Below are 16,489 nucleotides of genomic sequence, written 5' to 3' on the forward strand. Positions count from 1 at the left end.
CATATGAACAGGTATTCACAGGTTACGCGAAAGCCGCGCAACGGGTCAAACCGGAGCGAGCCTCCGCGAGTGTGGGAAAATGCGGCCTCTGCCTCACCCGACTACCATCCCCCGTCATGCAACCTGTATTTGACCGCGCTTTCGCGGCGCATCGTGACGGCCGCCTCGACGACGCCGAACGCGGCTACCGCGCGACGCTCGACGGCAATCCCGCGCACGTCGACGCGTTGCATCTGCTGGGCGTGCTGCGCCATCAGCAGGGCCAGCACGCCGAAGCCGCCGAGCTGGTGCGGCGCGCGGTCAACCTGCGCCCGCAAGACGCCGCGCTGCAGCTGAACCTCGGCAACGCGCTGAAGGCGCTCGGCCAGATCGACGAGGCCATCGACCAGTTCCGCAACGCGCTGACGCTCGCGCCGTCGTTCCCGATGGCGCACTACAACCTCGGCAACGCGTATGCGGCAACGGGCCGTCACGAGGACGCCGCGGACGCGTTCCGCCGTTCGTTGCACCTGCAACCGGACGACGCCTCCTCGCACAACAATCTCGGCAACGCGCTGCACGCGCTCGGGCGTCACGAGGAAGCCATCGCGTCGTTCCGGCGCACGCTCGAGCTGCGCCCCGGACACGCGGGCGCGCTGAACAACATGGGCATGTCGCTCAATGCGCTCGGCCGCGCGGACGAAGCGATTCCCTGCTTCAAGGCCGCGTTGGCCGCCGAGCCGCGCTTCGTCGCCGCGCATTTCAACCTCGCCAATACGTTCGACGCCACCGGCCGGCACGCGCAAGCCGTTGCGTCGTTCGAAGCGGCGCTCGCGTTGCAGCCGAACCTGCCGCCCGCCATCTACGGCATGGGCAATGCGCTGGCCGCGCTCGGGCGCCACACGGAGGCGATACCGTATCTCGAACGCTCGGTCGGGCTCGATCCGCAATTCGCGCTCGCCTGGCTGAGTCTCGGCACCGCGCACCAGGCGCTGGGCGCGCACGCCACCGCGCTTCGTGCATTCGATCAGGCGTTGCGCTTGCAGCCCGATCTCGCGTCCGCGCATATGAACCGCGCGCTCGCGTGGCTCGCGTTGGGCGATTTCGCGCGCGGCCTGCCGGAATACGAATGGCGTCTGCAAACCGTCGCCGAACCGGCGATCGAGACCTTGCCGCGCTGGCACGGCGAGCCGGCCGCGCAGCGCACGCTGCTGATCCATGCGGAACAGGGTTTCGGCGATACGCTGCAGTTCGTGCGCTTTGTCCCGCTGGCCGCGCTGCGTGCCGCGCGCGTCGTGCTCGAAGTGCAGCCGCCGTTGCTGCCGCTGCTCGCGCCGGTCGCGGAAGCGTGGCGCGTGACGCTCATCGCGCGAGGCGCACCGCGCCCCGCCGCCGACGTCCAATGCCCGTTGCTCAGCTTGCCGCTCGCGCTCGGCACGACGCTCGCCACGATTCCCGAGCGCACGCCTTATTTGAGCGCGCCGCCCGCGTATCGGCGCAAATGGCGCGGTTCGATCGGCGGCCAGGCGAAGCGCAAGATCGGGCTCGCGTGGTCCGGGCGCATCCAGCAAAACGAAACGCGTTCGATGCCGCTCGCCGCGCTCGAGCCGCTTTTCGCGCTCGAAGGCATCGACTGGATTGTGCTGCAACCGGAGCTCACGGCCGACGAGCGCGCGGCGCTCGACGGGCATCCGCGCGGCGGCTCGATTCATCGGTTCGACGAGCGGATCGGCGACTTCGCGGATACGGCGGCGATCATCGAACGGCTCGATGCGGTGGTGTCGATCGATACGTCGATTGCGCATCTCGCCGGCGCGCTGCGCAAGCCGCTGTGGCTGATGCTGCCGTTCGCGCCCGACTGGCGCTGGTGTCACGACGACGCGCGCAGCCCGTGGTACGCCAGCGCGAAGCTGGTGCGCCAGCCGCGGCCGGGTGCCTGGCGGGAAGTGGTGGAAGCCGTCGCGGAAGAACTGCGCCGCGGCTAGCGTCGCGCGTTGAACAAAGCGCTGAACAAGCGTTGAATCCGCGCGGAAATCGCGAGTCAAGCCAACAAACAAAAACCCTGCAGTGAAGCTCGCGTGCAGGGTTTTAATGACCATCTCAATGCGACCCCGCGTTCCGTCGAGCGCGGGGTTTCCTTTTATGCGCCGACGCCGCAGCAGACGTCAGCGCGCGCCACGCCTCACGCGCCCTTGTATTGATTGCGCGATTCAGGCGTGCGGTACAACACGAGCGTCGCGATCAGTCCGCAGATCGCCGCCACGCCGAGGAAGAGACCCGGCGCCGCCTTGTTTTCGGTGGAATGAATCAGTAACGTCGAAATGGCCGGCGTGAAGCCGCCGATCGTCGTCGCGAGACTGTAAGCCAGCGAAAAGCCCGCAGTGCGCACTTCGACCGGCATGACTTCGGTCAGCGCGACGACCATTGCGCCGTTATAGCTGCCGTACAGGAACGACAGCCACAGCTCGACCGTGAGCAGACGCGCGAACGACGGCTCGGCGACGAGCCATTGCAGCGCCGGATAAGCGCTCACAATGGTCAGCGCGGTAAAAGCCAGCAGCACCGGACGACGGCCGATGCGATCCGACAGCGCGCCCGCGAGCGGCAACCAGATCAGATTCGACAGGCCGATACACACGGTGACGACGAGCGTGTCGATCGCCGACAGCTTCAGCACTTCCTTGCCGAACGTCGGCGTGTAAGCGGTGATCATGTAGAACGACACCGTCGTCATGATGACCATGCCCATGCCGCCCAGCACCGTGACCCAGTTCGCGGCCATGCTCTTCATGATCTCGCCCATGCCCGGACGATGCTTGCGCGCGGAGAATTCCGCGGTTTCCTTCAGCGAACGGCGGATTATGAACAGGAACGGCACGATCAGGCAGCCGATCAGGAACGGCACGCGCCAGCCCCATGCGCCCATCTGGTCGGCGGGCAGCGTCTTGTTGAGCATCACGCCGATCAGCGCGGCGAACACCACGGCGACCTGCTGGCTGCCCGACTGCCACGCGCAATAGAAGCCCTTGTTCCCCTTGGTGGCAATTTCCGACAGATACACCGACACGCCGCCGAGTTCGACGCCCGCGGAAAAGCCTTGCAGCAGCCGGCCGAACAGCACGAGCACCGGTGCGAGCACGCCGATCGTCGCGTAGCCTGGAATGGACGCCACCGTGAGCGTGCCGAGCGCCATCAGCCCGAGCGTGAGGATGAGCCCCTTGCGCCGGCCATGATGATCGATGTACGCGCCGAGGACGATCGCGCCGAGCGGCCGCATCAGGAAGCCCGCGCCGAACACGGACAGCGAGAGCATCAGCGACGCAAATTCGCTGCCGCTCGGAAAGTAGGTCTTGGCGATCGCGGACGCGTAGTAGCCATAGACCATGAAGTCGTACATCTCAAGAAAGTTGCCGCTGACCACGCGGAACACTGTCTTGACCTTGGATTCTTCCGACGAAGAAATAGCGTGGGACGCTGTTGACATTGACGTTCTCTGATAAGCCCACGCCGCGCGAACGACGGCGATCTGGCAGTTGAAACGGGCCGCCTGGTCGAACTGGCGGATGCCACAGGCAAACGGCCGCTGCGGATAGCGCCGCGCCGAGGGGCGCAGCATTTTGCAAGCGAAGGCGCTGGAGCGGTATCAGGGTAAACGTTGTGAACCGCCGGGAGCCGCGCCGCCACATGTTACCGTCGATGGCACTGTTGCGTATTCCCTACATTTTCATTACAGCCGGCCCGGCGGCGGGCGGCCGCTAAAATTGCGATTCAGCCATTTCCGTCGATGCCGTTCCCACCCTTCCCACGCTTCCCATGCCTCTCATGCAGACCGCCCCTGCCTTGTCGCTGCGCACCGCCACCGTCGCCGACACCGCGCTCATCGCGTCGATTCACACCACGAGTTGGCGCGCCACTTACCGTGGCCTGCTGCCCGACGCTTTTCTCGACGGCGAGGTCGCGCAGGAACGCGCCGACTGGTGGCAGGCGCGCATGCGCGCGCCGGGCGGCGAGCGCCGCATCGTGCTGATCGCGGTGCTGGACGATAAGCCGATCGGCTTCGTCTGTGTCGAGCGTCAGCCGGAGTCCGCGTGGGGCGTGCTGCTCGACAACCTTCACGCACTGCCGGGCTACCAGGGAATCGGCGTCGGGAAGCTGTTGATGCGCGCAGCCAAAGACTGGGCTCGTACGCAAGGTGAGACGCAACTGCATCTGTATGTGCTCGAAGGCAATATGCCCGCGATCGGCTTTTATGAGCGGCAAGGCTGGCAGTTCGCCGGCGCGGAACCGGACCGCATGGGCGGCGTGGACATCACTGCGCTGCGTTATGTTTATCGGTTGGACGGGGCTGGCGTTTGATCTGCGTTTGATCGGCGTCTGTCGGTTAGCGCGGATCCAGGAAGTATCCGCAGGTACTTTGCGAAGCTTCCGAGCGTTACGGCGTTTCATTCCAGCGCATCATCTTCTCTTCCCGACGATGGCTTTCCACGCACGGCGCCGATGCGTCCTTCCGCATGCGTGCGAGCGCGTGTTGGTGGGTTGCTACGCCTCTGCGCTGTTGCCCTCGCATGCACGCGCGAGGCGCTTTCGCGTGATGTTTTTGCGTAGCGTTTTTGCGTAGCGCGCCGAGCCCCTCGTCACCGACCCACGGATGCCCAGGCGGCGTCCCTCCCCGAGGCGCTGCAAGAGAGCGATGTCCACCACACCGTTAACCGTAGTCGAAGGCGCGATGGCGTTGCCGCGCTCGCGCCCGTTCAATGATGTGCCGGCGCCATTTGGCCGCGGCTGGACCTTGCTCGCGCCATGCTATTCGCTGGACAGGGGGCTACACGGGCTATACCGCGCGGTCCTCGAAACGTTTGATTTGAGCCAGCAGCCGATTCGCTCGTTTTGTCGATGGGTGGCGCCGGAGGGTCGGCGTGGGGATGCGGTGGCTGCGATGGGTGTGGGGTCGGTGGGTGGCGAGGGGGCGTCGCGGATTGGCGAAGGGGTGGAGGCAGAGGCGTTGGAGGTTCCGTGGGGGGTGGCTTCTGCGGGTTCTGCGGGTTCTGCGGGTTCTGCGGGTTCTGCGGGTTCTGCGGGTTCTGCGGGTTCTGCGGCTTCGGTGGCTTCGGTGGCTTCGGTGGCTTCTGCGCGCTCGGTGGATTTGGTGCCGCCGGTGGGTCCAGCTTGGACGGATGCGCCGGTGCTCGCCGACGCATTGCCTTTCGCACAAGCTGCCGTTTCGCCGGATGCTTGCGCAACCGAGACAACACATCCTTCAGAAGCCGCACAGCGCGCGCCTCGCGCGCTATTCCCGCCGCGGTGGGCGCTCGCGGGCGGCGTCTGCGCTGTGAGCGGCGCGGCACTGCTTACGTGGATGGCCACCCATGACGGCGCCTCGCATCCGCGCAACGGTCACGACATGAAATCCGCGGAAGGAGCCGTTGCCGTCCCCAACACGATGGCTGCGCAAACTCCGTTGCGCCGCGGCGCCGACAGTTCCAACAAGACCCACGAAGCCGTGCGCGCGAAGCCCGCGAGTGCAGCTTCCGCGACGCAGCTTGCGCACGCCGCGTCGGTGCCGGAAGCGGGCCGAGGCATTGTCGTCGGCGCGACCGCTGGACGCCCGGAAACAGCAAAACCTATCGAGCGGCGCATGTCAGCAGACAGGTCGATCACACGCGCACGCGACCAGCTTGCTGCAAGGAAAGACGGTCGTCATGTGGACATGCAACGGCATCTTGCAGATGGCGCCGCGGTGAGCCATCGGCGGTATGCAGCCGTCGACGCGTCGAGCATCGCAGCGCAAGCGACCGCGCCGCGAACGATCGTCAAGCCGTCCGTTGCGGGTGCATACTCACCGCTTCGGCCGGCGCAGTTGGGCACGCACGATTACGCGTCGATGGACATGAGCGCGGGCGTCGGTAGCAGCGGTCGCGCGCAAGCGGCGCAAATGGCGCAGTCGGCGCAATGGTCGCAAGTAGCGGAAGAAGTCCAACAGGCCCGAGACGCCGAACGCCGCCGAGACGCTCAAGACGCGCAACCCATAGAACAAGCGCAACGGGGGAAACTGGCGCAACAAACGCAGCAGGCCAAACCAGTGCAACCTGCGCAACAGGCGAAGCCGGCGCAGGACGCCCAACAGGCCCAAGACGCTCAGCACCCGCGAGAGGCCCAAGACGCACAACACATACAACAAGCGCAGCAGGCGAAACCGATCCAGCAAGCGCAGGAGCCCAAACCGGCGCAACCTGCGCAACAAGCGAAACCGGCGCAACAAGCGCAACAACCCCAACCACCCTCATCCGCGAATCCATCGCCGAACACCAACCCGCAATGGATAAACCGACTCTCGCAGCGCCGCGTGACCGAAGTCCCCGACCAATTCACTCGATAGCCCTGCAACGCGCGCCATAAAAAACCCGGCTATCCAAGCCGGGTTTTTTCGCACTCCAACCGCGCCTTTACTTCTGGCCTGGCAGACCCATTTCCATCTGCCGTTGCAGTAGCATGACCTGCCCCTGCACCTGCCGCAGTTGCGCCTGTGCGCGTTCCTTCTCTTCACGCAACGCGGCCGCTTCGTCCTGCGTCTGGCGCTGGTAGTCGTTGACCTTCGCCTGCTGTGTGCGCGCGACTTCCAGATCGGCTTGCAGGCGCTTCGCCCGGTCTTCTGACAACGCAATAACGTCTTCGATGTACAGCTTCTGCGCCTGCAACTGCGTGCGGCGAATCTCGACCTCGGCAAGCTGCGCGGTTTGCTGCGCGAAGCCCGCGTAAATCGCCTCGGCCCGGCCCGCATCCGCCGACTTGATCACTCGCCAGAAATGCTTGTTCTGAAACAACGCGACGTAGTACGTCAACTCGCGTGGATAGAAAAACAGGCTCGCGCCATAGCTGCCGTTGTAAGTGGTGCGCAGTTCGCTCAGCTTCGTGTCCTGAATCATCTGCATCAACTCGGCGACATTGCCTTGCACTTCCACCGCCGACGACGAACCCGAAACCGAAGCCGACGACGCGGATGAAGCCGACGAACCCGACGCCGCATCGCGCAGCGCGTCGGCGACAGGCTGCGGCGTCAGCGTATTGAGGGCCGGCCGTGTGCCGACGATCGGCGCGGCCTCTTCGCCCTGCGCGGCAAGCACAGACCCGCCATGCTGCAACAGCAGACACGACGCCGCGAGCAGCAGGGCGCGCCGTACCAATAAGGGGTGCTTCATATCTGCATGCTCCATGCGGATCCAAAAAACAGCCTTGAATTATCGCGCGGATTTGTGCTTAAGCGAAGCATTGAAGCGTCGCAAAATTGGACTTTAAATCGAGATAAAACTATGGTGTCCGAATTAGGCGACAAAGACGCTTATCGCGAAATCTGAAGAGAGCCGGATGTGAGAAAAGCGCTAATCGCCCGACTCGGGGCGGCCAAAAGCAAGATGTGTAAATAACCGTCAACGGCATAAAAAACGAGGCGCCACCTGGACAGTAGCGCCTCGAAACGAATCAGATTTTCTAGCGGCCGGGCCGCGGTCCGGTCAGGTTACGTCGCATAGCCGCGCGGGCGAAGCGCCCAGGATGTCCGTCGGCGCGCCGGGCGTGCCGCGTAAGTGGCGACGAGCGCGGACGCGCAGGCTGGATGCAGCTACGGCGCACTCGCCTAAAACCGCGTTTCCCGCGCCACCCGCAAGAAAGTATCGAGCAGCGGCGTGCAATCCAGCAGCTCCGGCCCGCCCGCGCGATGAAACTCCGGATGCCACTGCACGCCCATCACGAAAGGCGCGCGCCGATAGCGCACGGCTTCGATGATGCCGTCGGACGCCGACACCGCCTCGATATTCAGATCGCGGCCGAGCGTCTTGACCGCCTGATGGTGAATCGAATTGACAATCACATCGCGCCGCGCCGGGAACATGTTCGCGAGCGTCGACCCGTCCGGGAAATGGATCGCATGGCGGTGCTGATCGTAATCTTCGTTGACGTGCGCGCCCGCCGTCGGCACATCGGTCGCAATGTCCTGATACAGCGTGCCGCCGAACGCCACGTTGATGAGCTGGCAGCCGCGGCACACGCCGAGCACCGGCTTGCCCGACTCGATGAATTCATGCAGCAGTTCCAGCTCGTACATGTCGCGCACGCGGTCGCCGGGCCATTCGGGACGTGTCGCCGCTTCCGCATACGACTGCGGCGACACGTCCGCGCCGCCTTGCAGCAGCAGCCCGTCGAGATGCTTCGCGTAATCGCGCAAACGGATATTGCTCGGATGCAGCATGCCCTGGTGCCCGACCGTCGGAATCATGAATACCAGCACGTCGCGCGACATCACCCAATGCGCAATCGATTCCTCGAGGTATTGCAGCGTCTTGCCGCGCAGCCCTTTCGCGCCGGGCTCGGGGTGAAAGATGCGCGCCGATACGCCGATGCGCAGCGTGCGCTGCGTGATCCGCTGGCCGGCACGGTCGAATAGCTGCCGCGCGCGCGCCGCGATGATGCGGCCGAACACCGACCACGCCGAATCCGTCTGCTTCAGATAGCGCGGCGGCGAAGGCGGCAATGCATTCGGCGGCGGCGGATTGGTCGCGCTGAAGTCGGGCGCCGCGCCGAAGCCCGGCGGCGGCGAGCCGGCGGGACGCGCGGTGGACGCCGTGGTGGCCTCGGCGTCGAGGACTTCGTCGGTCGAGGTGATCAGTTCGCCTTCGATCGGTTCGCTCGTGAGCGGCGCCGCGCCGCGAGGCTGTGAAGACTGCGTGGGCGGCGCGGGAGGAATGGACGACGCGGCGTCGCGGCCGCGGGTCGTGCGCGCATCCCGTTCGTGGACGGCCGCTTCCTGCTTCGCGACGGACGCCGCGGCGGCGCTGCGCGCTTCGGCGGCGTCGCGTTGCTGGGCCGTGCGCCTGTCGACGGGCGTCACGGTGGACGCGCTTTCGGGAGCGTCCGTCGACGACCTCGCCGCGGCTTCCAACGAGCCTGGAGGCGTGGAAACCGGCGATGACACCGACGCACCGCCCCCGGACGAAAGAGCCGCCGCGCGCCCCGCCGTCGATGACGACGAAGATAGCACCCCGGTCGAAGTCACAGGGTCTTTCACCGGCGACTGAATGGCATCTTCATGCGAGAGGGGCAAGGAAGCCGCCGGTTCGGCGGGCGCTTGACCAGGCGTTGTTGTGGTGCCAGGCGTTGCGGACGTCGCGGGCGTTCCCGACGTTGCCGAAGTCCCCGACGTTCCAGGTGTTCCCGCCATCCCCGCCGTCACCGAAGACGTCGAAGTCCCACCGGCTTGACCGGCGTTTTCAGGTTTGTTTTCGCTCATGACTGTCGGAGGGGCGCCTTCCACGCGAACGAATGAATATGCCCTGATTATCCGCCAGCGTGCCGGACCGGGCAAACGCGCACACAATTGCTCACATTGTCCGGTCGCGCGGCCCACTACCGTCAAACTTAAGGATCGGGCTGTTCGTCGAAAGTTTCGCGCAGCGCGATTTGCATAGCTGCGTGAATCTTCACGCACCAGCGCCAGACAAGCGCGAGCAGCAGCGCCGCGCAGATCAGCACGGCGACGAGCAGACCGGTCGGCGGCAGAATCCCGCCCGACAGCGCGGCCACGAGCAGAAACACGCCGACCATGCACACCACCGGCACCAGATCGGAGATCGCATAGCGCAGCGCGCTCGTGAAGCGCCCCGCCGTCGCCGGCTGCACGCTCACTTCCGCAAGCAGCAACGCGAGCGACTTGGTCTTGCGATAAACCGCCACGAGAAACGGCATCGACACAAGCAAGGCGGCGCTCCACAGCACCACACGCTGCATCGGCTCGGCGCTGATCCAGTGCGTCAGCAAGCTGCTGATGTAAGGCGCGCCGTAGGACACCATCAGGAAGATCGCGGCGACGAGTGCGAGATTCACCGCGATCTGCAGGATGATTCGCCGCGTCATGCTGAAAAGCGTCGGCTCCCCGCTTCCGGTGCTCAGGCTGCCGAGCCACTGGCTATACATGCCGAACACGTTGACCAGCGTGCGCGGCATAGCGTGAGCCAAACGGCGCGTCAGCGGATCGGCGGCGCGAATCAGATACGGCGTGAATAACGTGGTGAGCGCCGAGACAGCGACCGCGATCGGATACAGAAACGCGCTCGTCACCTTGAGCGTCAAACCAAGCGACGCGATGATGAACGAGAACTCGCCGATCTGCGAAACGGTCATGCCGACGCGCATCGCCGTGCGTCCGTCCTTGCCCGCGAGAAAAGTGCCGAGCCCGCACGACACGATCTTGCCGACGATCACCGCGACCGTGATCACCGCGATCGGCCACGCATAATCGACGAGCACGGCCGGGTTCAGCATCAGGCCGATGGTCACGAAGAAGATCGCGGAAAACGCATCGCGCAGCGGCGCGATCAGATGCTCGATGCGATGCAGATGCCGCGACTCGGCCATGATCGCGCCGATCAGAAACGCGCCCAGCGCAATGCTGTAATCGAGCTTGACGACGAGCAGACAGAAGCCGAAGCAGAAGCCGAGCACGGCGACGAGCAGCATCTCGTCGCTGCGGGCGCGCGCCACGTAGTTGAGCGCCCGCGGCACGACGAGAATGCCGACCACCAGCGACACCGTCATGAACAGCAGCAGCTTGCCGAGCGTGACGACGGCGACGCCCGCGCTCAACTCCCCCGTCTGCGCGATGCCGGAGAGCAGCACCAGCATCGCGATGGCGAGAATGTCCTCGACGATCAGAATGCCGAACACGAGCTGCGCAAAACTCTCGCGCTTCAGGCCGAGTTCGGATAGCGCCTTGACGATGATCGTCGTCGACGAAATCGCGAGTATCGCGCCGAGGAACAGCGAATCCATCGGGCTCCAGCCGAACGCGCTGCCGATCTCATAGCCGAGCCACAACATCAGCACGATTTCGGAAAGCGCCGCAACGATCGCAGTCGCGCCGACCTTGAACAGCTTGCGCAGACTGAATTCGAGACCGAGCGAAAACATCAGGAAAACGACACCGAGTTCGCCGAGCGTCTTGATGGTCTGTTCGTCGTGGATCAACTGAAACGGCGGCGTGTACGGCCCGATGATCACGCCCGCCGCGATATAGCCGAGCACCACCGGCTGCTTCAGGCGATGGAACAGCACCGTGACGACGCCGGCGAGCGCCATCACGACCGCCAGATCCTGAATGAAGCCGATGCCTTCATGCATGCGTCCAATTCCTTACAAAAAGTAATGTCAACGAAGAGTGTAACAAACGCGCGCTCATCGTCGAACCCGCGCCAAATAAAGCGCGACACCTCGCTCGTCCGAGTTGCAAATGTTTTTGACACGCTGGACGCCTGTGAAATATCACCATAATATTTGCCGCATATTTCTTTGGAGCCAAGTGATGCAGCAGGTGTCTTTTCAAGTTCTAGATCGTTCGGGCGCCGCGCGCACCGCGTCGATCAAAGTGGACCGTCTGACGATTGCCGGTTGGGCCGGCCGCGACCAGGCCGCGATCGAGCATCACATTGCCGAATTGGCCGAACTCGGCGTGAAGCGCCCGTCCACTACGCCCTGTTTCTATCGACTCGGCTCCGAACTGCTCACGCAAGCCGAACAGATCGACGTGGTCGGCACGAAGTCGAGCGGCGAAGCGGAATGCGTGCTGGTGCAATCGGACGAAGGGTTACTCGTCACCGTCGGCTCAGACCACACGGACCGCGAAGTGGAAGCCTATGGCGTGACGGTCTCGAAGCAGGTGTGCCCGAAACCCATCGCGCGCGATGCATGGCGTTTCGACGATGTCCGCGACCATTGGGACCAACTCGAATTGCGCGCCTTTGCGCTCGCGAACGGCGAGCGGCGCGTCTATCAGCAAGGCAGCGTCGCGTCGCTGCTGTCCGCCGCCGATCTGCTCGCGCGCGCCCCGCTTAGCGAAGGCGCGGCCATGTTCTGCGGGACGCTCGCGGTGCAAGGCGGCATCGTCGGCATGGCGGACGGCGACGCGCTCGAACTCGAATTGCACGACCCCGTCCTGAACCGCACGCTGCGCCACGCCTATCGCGTGCGCGCGTTGTCCATCGTCGAATGAGGCACTCATGAGCAACCCCTCGCCGTCCGCCGCGCACCCGTCCGCCGACCCGTCCACCGACGCCTCGCTCGAAGCCGCCGCCATCCGCAAGATCACGTGGCGCATCATGCCGTTCCTGTTTCTCGTCTATGTGCTGTCGTATCTGGATCGCGTCAACATCGGTTATGCGAAGCTGCAGTTCACCGGCGACCTCGGCCTCTCCAACGCGGCGTACGGACTCGGCGCGGGGATTTTCTTCTTCGGCTATTTCGTGTTCGAAGTGCCGAGCAATCTGCTGCTGAAGAAGTTCGGCGCTCGCGCCACGATCGCGCGCATCACGATGCTGTGGGGACTGCTGTCGTGCCTGATGATGTTCGTGCGCAGCGAAACCATGTTCTACGTGCTGCGCTTTTTCCTTGGCGTCGCCGAAGCCGGGCTCGTGCCGGGCGTGGTGCTCTATCTGACGTTCTGGTTTCCGTCGGACCGGCGCGCGCGGATGGTCGCCGTGTTCATGGCCGCGATTCCGGTGGCGGGCATCATCGGCGCGCCGCTGTCGGGCTTCCTGATGTCGGCGCTGCACGAAGCACACGGCTTGCGCGGCTGGCAGTGGATGTTCCTGATCGAAGGCATTCCGTCGATTCTCGCCGGCTTCTGGGCGCTCGCGGTCTTGCGCAACACGCCCTCCGAAGCCGCCTGGCTCACCGACGATGAAAAGCGCGTGATCCTCGCCCGCCTCTCGCGCGAAAACGCCGCGGCCGCCGCGCAAGGCGCCGAGCATAGCCTCGCGGTCGCGTTGCGCTCGGGCCGCTTCTGGCTGCTCACGCTGATCTACTTCTGCCTCGTCACCGGCAATGCGGGCTTCTCGTTCTGGCTGCCGCAGATCGTCAAGGACCTCGGCGTGACGAACCTCGTCAGCAATGGCTTCGTCACCGCGATTCCGTATCTGGCCGCGGGCATCGGCATGATTCTGATTGGCCGCTCGTCGGATGTGACGGGCGAGCGCCGCTGGCATTACGCCGTGTGCTGCTTCATCGGCGCGGCGGGGCTGCTCGGCAGCGCGTCGGTCACGAATTCGATTCCGCTTGCGGTCACGGGTTTGTCGATTGCGTATATCGGCATTCTGGCGGGCTTCGGCATTTTCTGGTCGATGTCGACGAGCTTCCTGCAAGGCACGGCCGCGGTCGCGGGCATTGCGGTGATCAACTCGATCGCGAACCTCGCCGGCTATGTGAGCCCGTATGTGCTCGGCATCGTGAAGGATGCGACGCATAGCGTGACGTTCGGGCTCGTGCTGATCGCAGGCGCGCTGATCGTAGGCGGCCTCGTCACGCTGATGATGCCGCGCGTGAAAGTCGAGCACGCCGCAGCGGCGGTGCCGGGACGCGCGTGATAGCGCACGGGCCAACCCGCCCGGGCGCATAAAACCTTGCTCTACAATGCCCGGACGACCTAGTCCGCACTCTTTCACATGACGCTTTTGCAGACCGCCCGCCCTCCGCGACCCACCCGAGCGACCGCCAACGCGAGCCTCGCCGAACAGGCGTATGCGTTCGTCAAGCGCGAGATCATCACGATGCGTTTGCGGCCGAGCGAGGTGCTCAACGAGGCGGAGCTGATGGCGCTGACCGGGATCGGCAGAACGCCGGTGCACCAGGCGCTGCACCGGCTCGTGCACGAAGGGATGCTGACCATCATGCCGCGCAAGGGCATCATGGTTCGTCCGGTTTCGCTCGACGACGTGCTGTCGATCATCGACGTGCGCCTCGTCAACGAAAGCTATTGCGTCGAGCTGGCCGCGCGCCATGCGCAGCAGCACGACTACGACGCGATGCAGGCGCTGCTCGAACGCTCGGCCGTGTGCGTCGCCGCGCACGACATCGAAGGCATGATGGACATCGACCGCGAATTCCATCTGGCCATTTCGGCCGCCTCGCGCAATGCCGTGCTGGCCGACATTCTGCGCGGACTGCACGAGCGCTCGCTGCGCTTCTGGTTCATTTCGCTGTCCGAGCCGCATCATCTCGAAGACGTGCATGACGAACATCTCGAACTGTTCCGCCTGCTGCGCGAGCGCGACGCCGAAGGCGCGCGCCGCTCGGTGCAAAAACATATCGAGGCATTCCGCGCGACGCTTTTCAACCGCATCTGATCGACACGCATTTGACCCAGCCGCTTGCAAGTCACGGTAGCGAAGCGGCTTCATACAGTCCAACCGGATCGAACGACATCATGGCCACCGAATTCACGCCCTTCCCGCCGCTTGCCCAACTCGCCGCCGATCTCGCCGCGGGACGGACCACGAGCCGCGCGCTCGTCGAAACCGCGCTCGAACGGATCGCCGATCCGGCCGGCCAGGGCGCGGTCGCATTCATGCACGTCGACGCCGGCGGCGCGCGCCAGGCCGCCGACGCGCACGACCGTCTGCGCGCCGCCGGTACGGTTCTGTCGCCGCTCGCGGGCATTCCGGTATCGGTGAAGGATCTGTTCGACATAGAAGGCCAGCCGACGCGCGCCGGCTCGACGGTGCTGGCCGACGCGCCCGCCGCCAAGCAGGACGCGGTGGCCGTCGCGCGCCTCAAACGCGCGGGCGCGGTGATCGTCGGACGCACCAATATGAGCGAGTTCGCGTTCTCCGGGCTCGGCCTCAATCCGCACTACGGCAACCCGCTGTCGCCGTACCGCCGCGACGTGAAAGGCGACGAGCGGATTTCGGGCGGCTCGTCGTCGGGTGCGGCGGCGTCCGTTGCGGACGGCATGGCGGCCGTCGCGCTCGGCACCGACACCGGCGGCTCGATCCGCATTCCGTCCGCGCTGTGCGGCCTGACCGGCTTCAAGCCGACGTCGACGCGCATTCCGAAGCAAGGCGGCGTGCCGCTTTCGTCGACGCTCGATTCGTTCGGGCCGATCGGCGTTTCCGTGGCGTGTTGCGCGCTGGTGGACCGCATGCTGGCCGGCCTCGAGCCGCGCGTGCCGGCCGCGCGCCCGCTCGAAGGCGTGCGCCTCGGCGTGCTGACGAACTACGTCACCGACGGCGTCGAGCCCGTGGTCGCCGCCGCCATCGACACGGCGCTCAAGCATCTCGAAGCGGCCGGCGCGATTGTCAGCGAAGTGCGCTTTGCGCCGCTCGACCGTCTGCCGGAGATCAACCGCTTCGGCTTTTCGCCGATCGAGGCGTATGCGTGGCATCGTCCGTTGCTGGAAAAGCATCGCGAACAATACGATCCGCGCGTGCTGGTGCGCATTCTGAAGGGCCAGCCCGCGAGCGCCGCCGACTATCTCGACCTGCTCGCCGAGCGCGACGCAATGCTCGCCGAAGCCGCCCGCACGCTGTGGCAGCGCTTCGACGCGGTGGTCGCGCCGACGGTGCCGGTGGTGCCGCCGCGCGTCGCTGAACTGGTTTCCGACGACGACCTGTTCGGCCGCACCAACGCGCTGATCCTGCGTAACCCCGGCGTGTTTAATTTTCTCGACGCGTGTGCGCTGTCGCTGCCGTGCCACCTGCGCGGCGACGCACCGGTCGGCCTGATGCTGGCCGGCGCGCCCCACGCCGACGACGCGCTGCTCGCCATCGGCCGCGGCGCCGAGGCAGTGCTCAACGCGATTCGCTGACGCGCGCCTGCGGCATCGAAGCGCGCCTGAGTGCGTGGCGCCGTGGGGGCGGGGGTTCGCGCTAGAATCGCGGGCACCTGCCCTTTTCGCTGACAGACGACCATAACGACCGCCTGACAGCCCACAACAGCCGCACAACACACGCACACAGCCACACGATCCATGAACAACGACAACGCGATGCTGCGCCGCGAGCGCTCCCTGCTGGTCCTGCTAGGCCTGATCTGCGTCGGCCTCGTGGCCGGCGCCTTGTATCTGCAGTACTTCAAGCACGAGGACCCGTGCCCGCTGTGCATCATCCAGCGGTATTTCTTCCTGCTGATCGCGATCTTCGCGTTCCTCGGCGCGCGTTTTAACAGTTGGCGCGGCGTGCGTCTGCTGGAAGTCATGGCTGCGCTGTCGGCGCTGGCCGGCATCGTGACCGCCGTCCGCCACGTGTATGTGCAGGCGAATCCGGGCTTTAGCTGCGGCTTCGACGCGCTCCAGCCGATCGTCGACAGCCTGCCGCCCGCGCACTGGCTGCCGGGCGTGTTCAAGGTCGCGGGGCTGTGCGAAACCGCTTATCCGCCTATCCTCGGGCTCACGCTGCCGATGTGGGCGCTCGTCGGCTTTGTGCTGGCGTTTGTGCCGCTGGCGCTGAGTCTGGTACGCAATCGTCGACGGATCGCGTAGGCGGGATTCGCGGGTTGGGGCGGGGTTGGGGCTTCCGCTGGACTCCGGCCTCGCCCAGGCAGCCCGCTAGTGCTACCGCACCGCACACTGCCCTACCGAGCGGCGACGCCGCCGTAGCGCGCCGTCCGGCACGGCCCACCGCCGCTCCCCACCGCGTCGCGTGCCGCCACCGCCAGAACCGCGGCGCCGCCGTCAGCAAGTGCGAAAACACCGGCG

General features: G+C 65.4%; 12 protein-coding genes. 8 read left to right on the forward strand and 4 right to left on the reverse strand.

Features of this window, described 5'->3' with window-relative positions; genetic code table 11:
- Window positions 1-116: 116 nt before the first annotated feature.
- Complete coding sequence (locus CUJ91_RS13555) at window positions 117-1,964, forward strand: tetratricopeptide repeat protein (RefSeq protein WP_114156368.1); 1,848 nt, start codon at window positions 117-119, stop codon at window positions 1,962-1,964.
- A gap of 197 nt (window positions 1,965-2,161) precedes the next feature.
- On the opposite strand, the gene tcuC is transcribed toward CUJ91_RS13555, so the two are convergent.
- Window positions 2,162-3,463 (reverse strand): MFS transporter, encoded by a 1,302-nt coding sequence (gene tcuC, locus CUJ91_RS13560; protein ID WP_114156733.1) that lies wholly within the window; start codon window positions 3,461-3,463, stop codon window positions 2,162-2,164.
- A gap of 338 nt (window positions 3,464-3,801) precedes the next feature.
- Between tcuC and CUJ91_RS13565 the strand changes: the two genes are divergently transcribed.
- Together CUJ91_RS13565 and CUJ91_RS34160 are read left to right on the forward strand one after the other, a co-directional pair.
- Window positions 3,802-4,335: a GNAT family N-acetyltransferase gene (locus CUJ91_RS13565; protein ID WP_029967924.1), complete on the forward strand. Its 534-nt coding sequence runs from the start codon at window positions 3,802-3,804 to the stop codon at window positions 4,333-4,335.
- A 334-nt stretch (window positions 4,336-4,669) separates the two neighbouring features.
- Entirely contained in the window at window positions 4,670-6,355 is a 1,686-nt protein-coding gene (locus CUJ91_RS34160) for a hypothetical protein (RefSeq protein WP_161966577.1), read from the forward strand.
- 67 nt (window positions 6,356-6,422) lie between these two features.
- Here CUJ91_RS34160 and CUJ91_RS13580 read toward each other — a convergent pair whose 3' ends face one another.
- The 3 genes from CUJ91_RS13580 to CUJ91_RS13590 all read right to left on the reverse strand — a co-directional run bounded on the left by CUJ91_RS13580 (window position 6,423) and on the right by CUJ91_RS13590 (window position 11,145).
- Window positions 6,423-7,175, reverse strand: a complete 753-nt coding sequence (locus CUJ91_RS13580) for a DUF2968 domain-containing protein (RefSeq protein WP_114156370.1) — start codon at window positions 7,173-7,175, stop codon at window positions 6,423-6,425.
- A 434-nt stretch (window positions 7,176-7,609) separates the two neighbouring features.
- A complete protein-coding gene (locus tag CUJ91_RS13585; RefSeq protein ID WP_114156371.1) occupies window positions 7,610-9,259 on the reverse strand; it encodes a gamma-glutamyl-gamma-aminobutyrate hydrolase family protein in 1,650 nt (549 codons plus the stop codon).
- A gap of 128 nt (window positions 9,260-9,387) precedes the next feature.
- Window positions 9,388-11,145: a cation:proton antiporter gene (locus tag CUJ91_RS13590; RefSeq protein ID WP_114156372.1), complete on the reverse strand. Its 1,758-nt coding sequence runs from the start codon at window positions 11,143-11,145 to the stop codon at window positions 9,388-9,390.
- A 181-nt stretch (window positions 11,146-11,326) separates the two neighbouring features.
- Here CUJ91_RS13590 and CUJ91_RS13595 point away from each other — a divergent pair, with 181 nt between their 5' ends.
- The 5 genes from CUJ91_RS13595 to CUJ91_RS13615 all read left to right on the forward strand — a co-directional run bounded on the left by CUJ91_RS13595 (window position 11,327) and on the right by CUJ91_RS13615 (window position 16,273).
- Window positions 11,327-12,013 (forward strand): DUF2848 domain-containing protein, encoded by a 687-nt coding sequence (locus tag CUJ91_RS13595; protein WP_107710725.1) that lies wholly within the window; start codon window positions 11,327-11,329, stop codon window positions 12,011-12,013.
- Window positions 12,014-12,020: 7 nt separating this feature from the next.
- Entirely contained in the window at window positions 12,021-13,382 is a 1,362-nt protein-coding gene (locus CUJ91_RS13600; protein ID WP_114156373.1) for an MFS transporter, read from the forward strand.
- Between the two features lie 78 nt (window positions 13,383-13,460).
- Entirely contained in the window at window positions 13,461-14,141 is a 681-nt protein-coding gene (locus CUJ91_RS13605; RefSeq protein WP_029967938.1) for a GntR family transcriptional regulator, read from the forward strand.
- 80 nt (window positions 14,142-14,221) lie between these two features.
- Window positions 14,222-15,601, forward strand: a complete 1,380-nt coding sequence (locus CUJ91_RS13610; protein ID WP_114156374.1) for an amidase — start codon at window positions 14,222-14,224, stop codon at window positions 15,599-15,601.
- 162 nt (window positions 15,602-15,763) lie between these two features.
- Entirely contained in the window at window positions 15,764-16,273 is a 510-nt protein-coding gene (locus CUJ91_RS13615; protein WP_006050218.1) for a disulfide bond formation protein B, read from the forward strand.
- The last annotated feature ends 216 nt before the right edge of the window (window positions 16,274-16,489 follow it).

It is taken from the genome of Paraburkholderia graminis, from assembly GCF_003330785.1.
Lineage (GTDB): Bacteria > Pseudomonadota > Gammaproteobacteria > Burkholderiales > Burkholderiaceae > Paraburkholderia > Paraburkholderia graminis.

Excerpts from the sequence above, each read along its gene's own strand:
- CUJ91_RS13555 (WP_114156368.1), top strand. The coding sequence starts at position 117 with ATGCAACCTGTATTTGACCGCGCTTTCGCGGCGCATCGTGACGGCCGC.
- tcuC (WP_114156733.1), bottom strand. The coding sequence starts at position 3,463 with ATGTCAACAGCGTCCCACGCTATTTCTTCGTCGGAAGAATCCAAGGTC.
- CUJ91_RS13565 (WP_029967924.1), top strand. The coding sequence starts at position 3,802 with ATGCAGACCGCCCCTGCCTTGTCGCTGCGCACCGCCACCGTCGCCGAC.
- CUJ91_RS34160 (WP_161966577.1), top strand. The coding sequence starts at position 4,670 with ATGTCCACCACACCGTTAACCGTAGTCGAAGGCGCGATGGCGTTGCCG.
- CUJ91_RS13580 (WP_114156370.1), bottom strand. The coding sequence starts at position 7,175 with ATGAAGCACCCCTTATTGGTACGGCGCGCCCTGCTGCTCGCGGCGTCG.
- CUJ91_RS13585 (WP_114156371.1), bottom strand. The coding sequence starts at position 9,259 with ATGAGCGAAAACAAACCTGAAAACGCCGGTCAAGCCGGTGGGACTTCG.
- CUJ91_RS13590 (WP_114156372.1), bottom strand. The coding sequence starts at position 11,145 with ATGCATGAAGGCATCGGCTTCATTCAGGATCTGGCGGTCGTGATGGCG.
- CUJ91_RS13595 (WP_107710725.1), top strand. The coding sequence starts at position 11,327 with ATGCAGCAGGTGTCTTTTCAAGTTCTAGATCGTTCGGGCGCCGCGCGC.
- CUJ91_RS13600 (WP_114156373.1), top strand. The coding sequence starts at position 12,021 with ATGAGCAACCCCTCGCCGTCCGCCGCGCACCCGTCCGCCGACCCGTCC.
- CUJ91_RS13605 (WP_029967938.1), top strand. The coding sequence starts at position 13,461 with ATGACGCTTTTGCAGACCGCCCGCCCTCCGCGACCCACCCGAGCGACC.
- CUJ91_RS13610 (WP_114156374.1), top strand. The coding sequence starts at position 14,222 with ATGGCCACCGAATTCACGCCCTTCCCGCCGCTTGCCCAACTCGCCGCC.
- CUJ91_RS13615 (WP_006050218.1), top strand. The coding sequence starts at position 15,764 with ATGAACAACGACAACGCGATGCTGCGCCGCGAGCGCTCCCTGCTGGTC.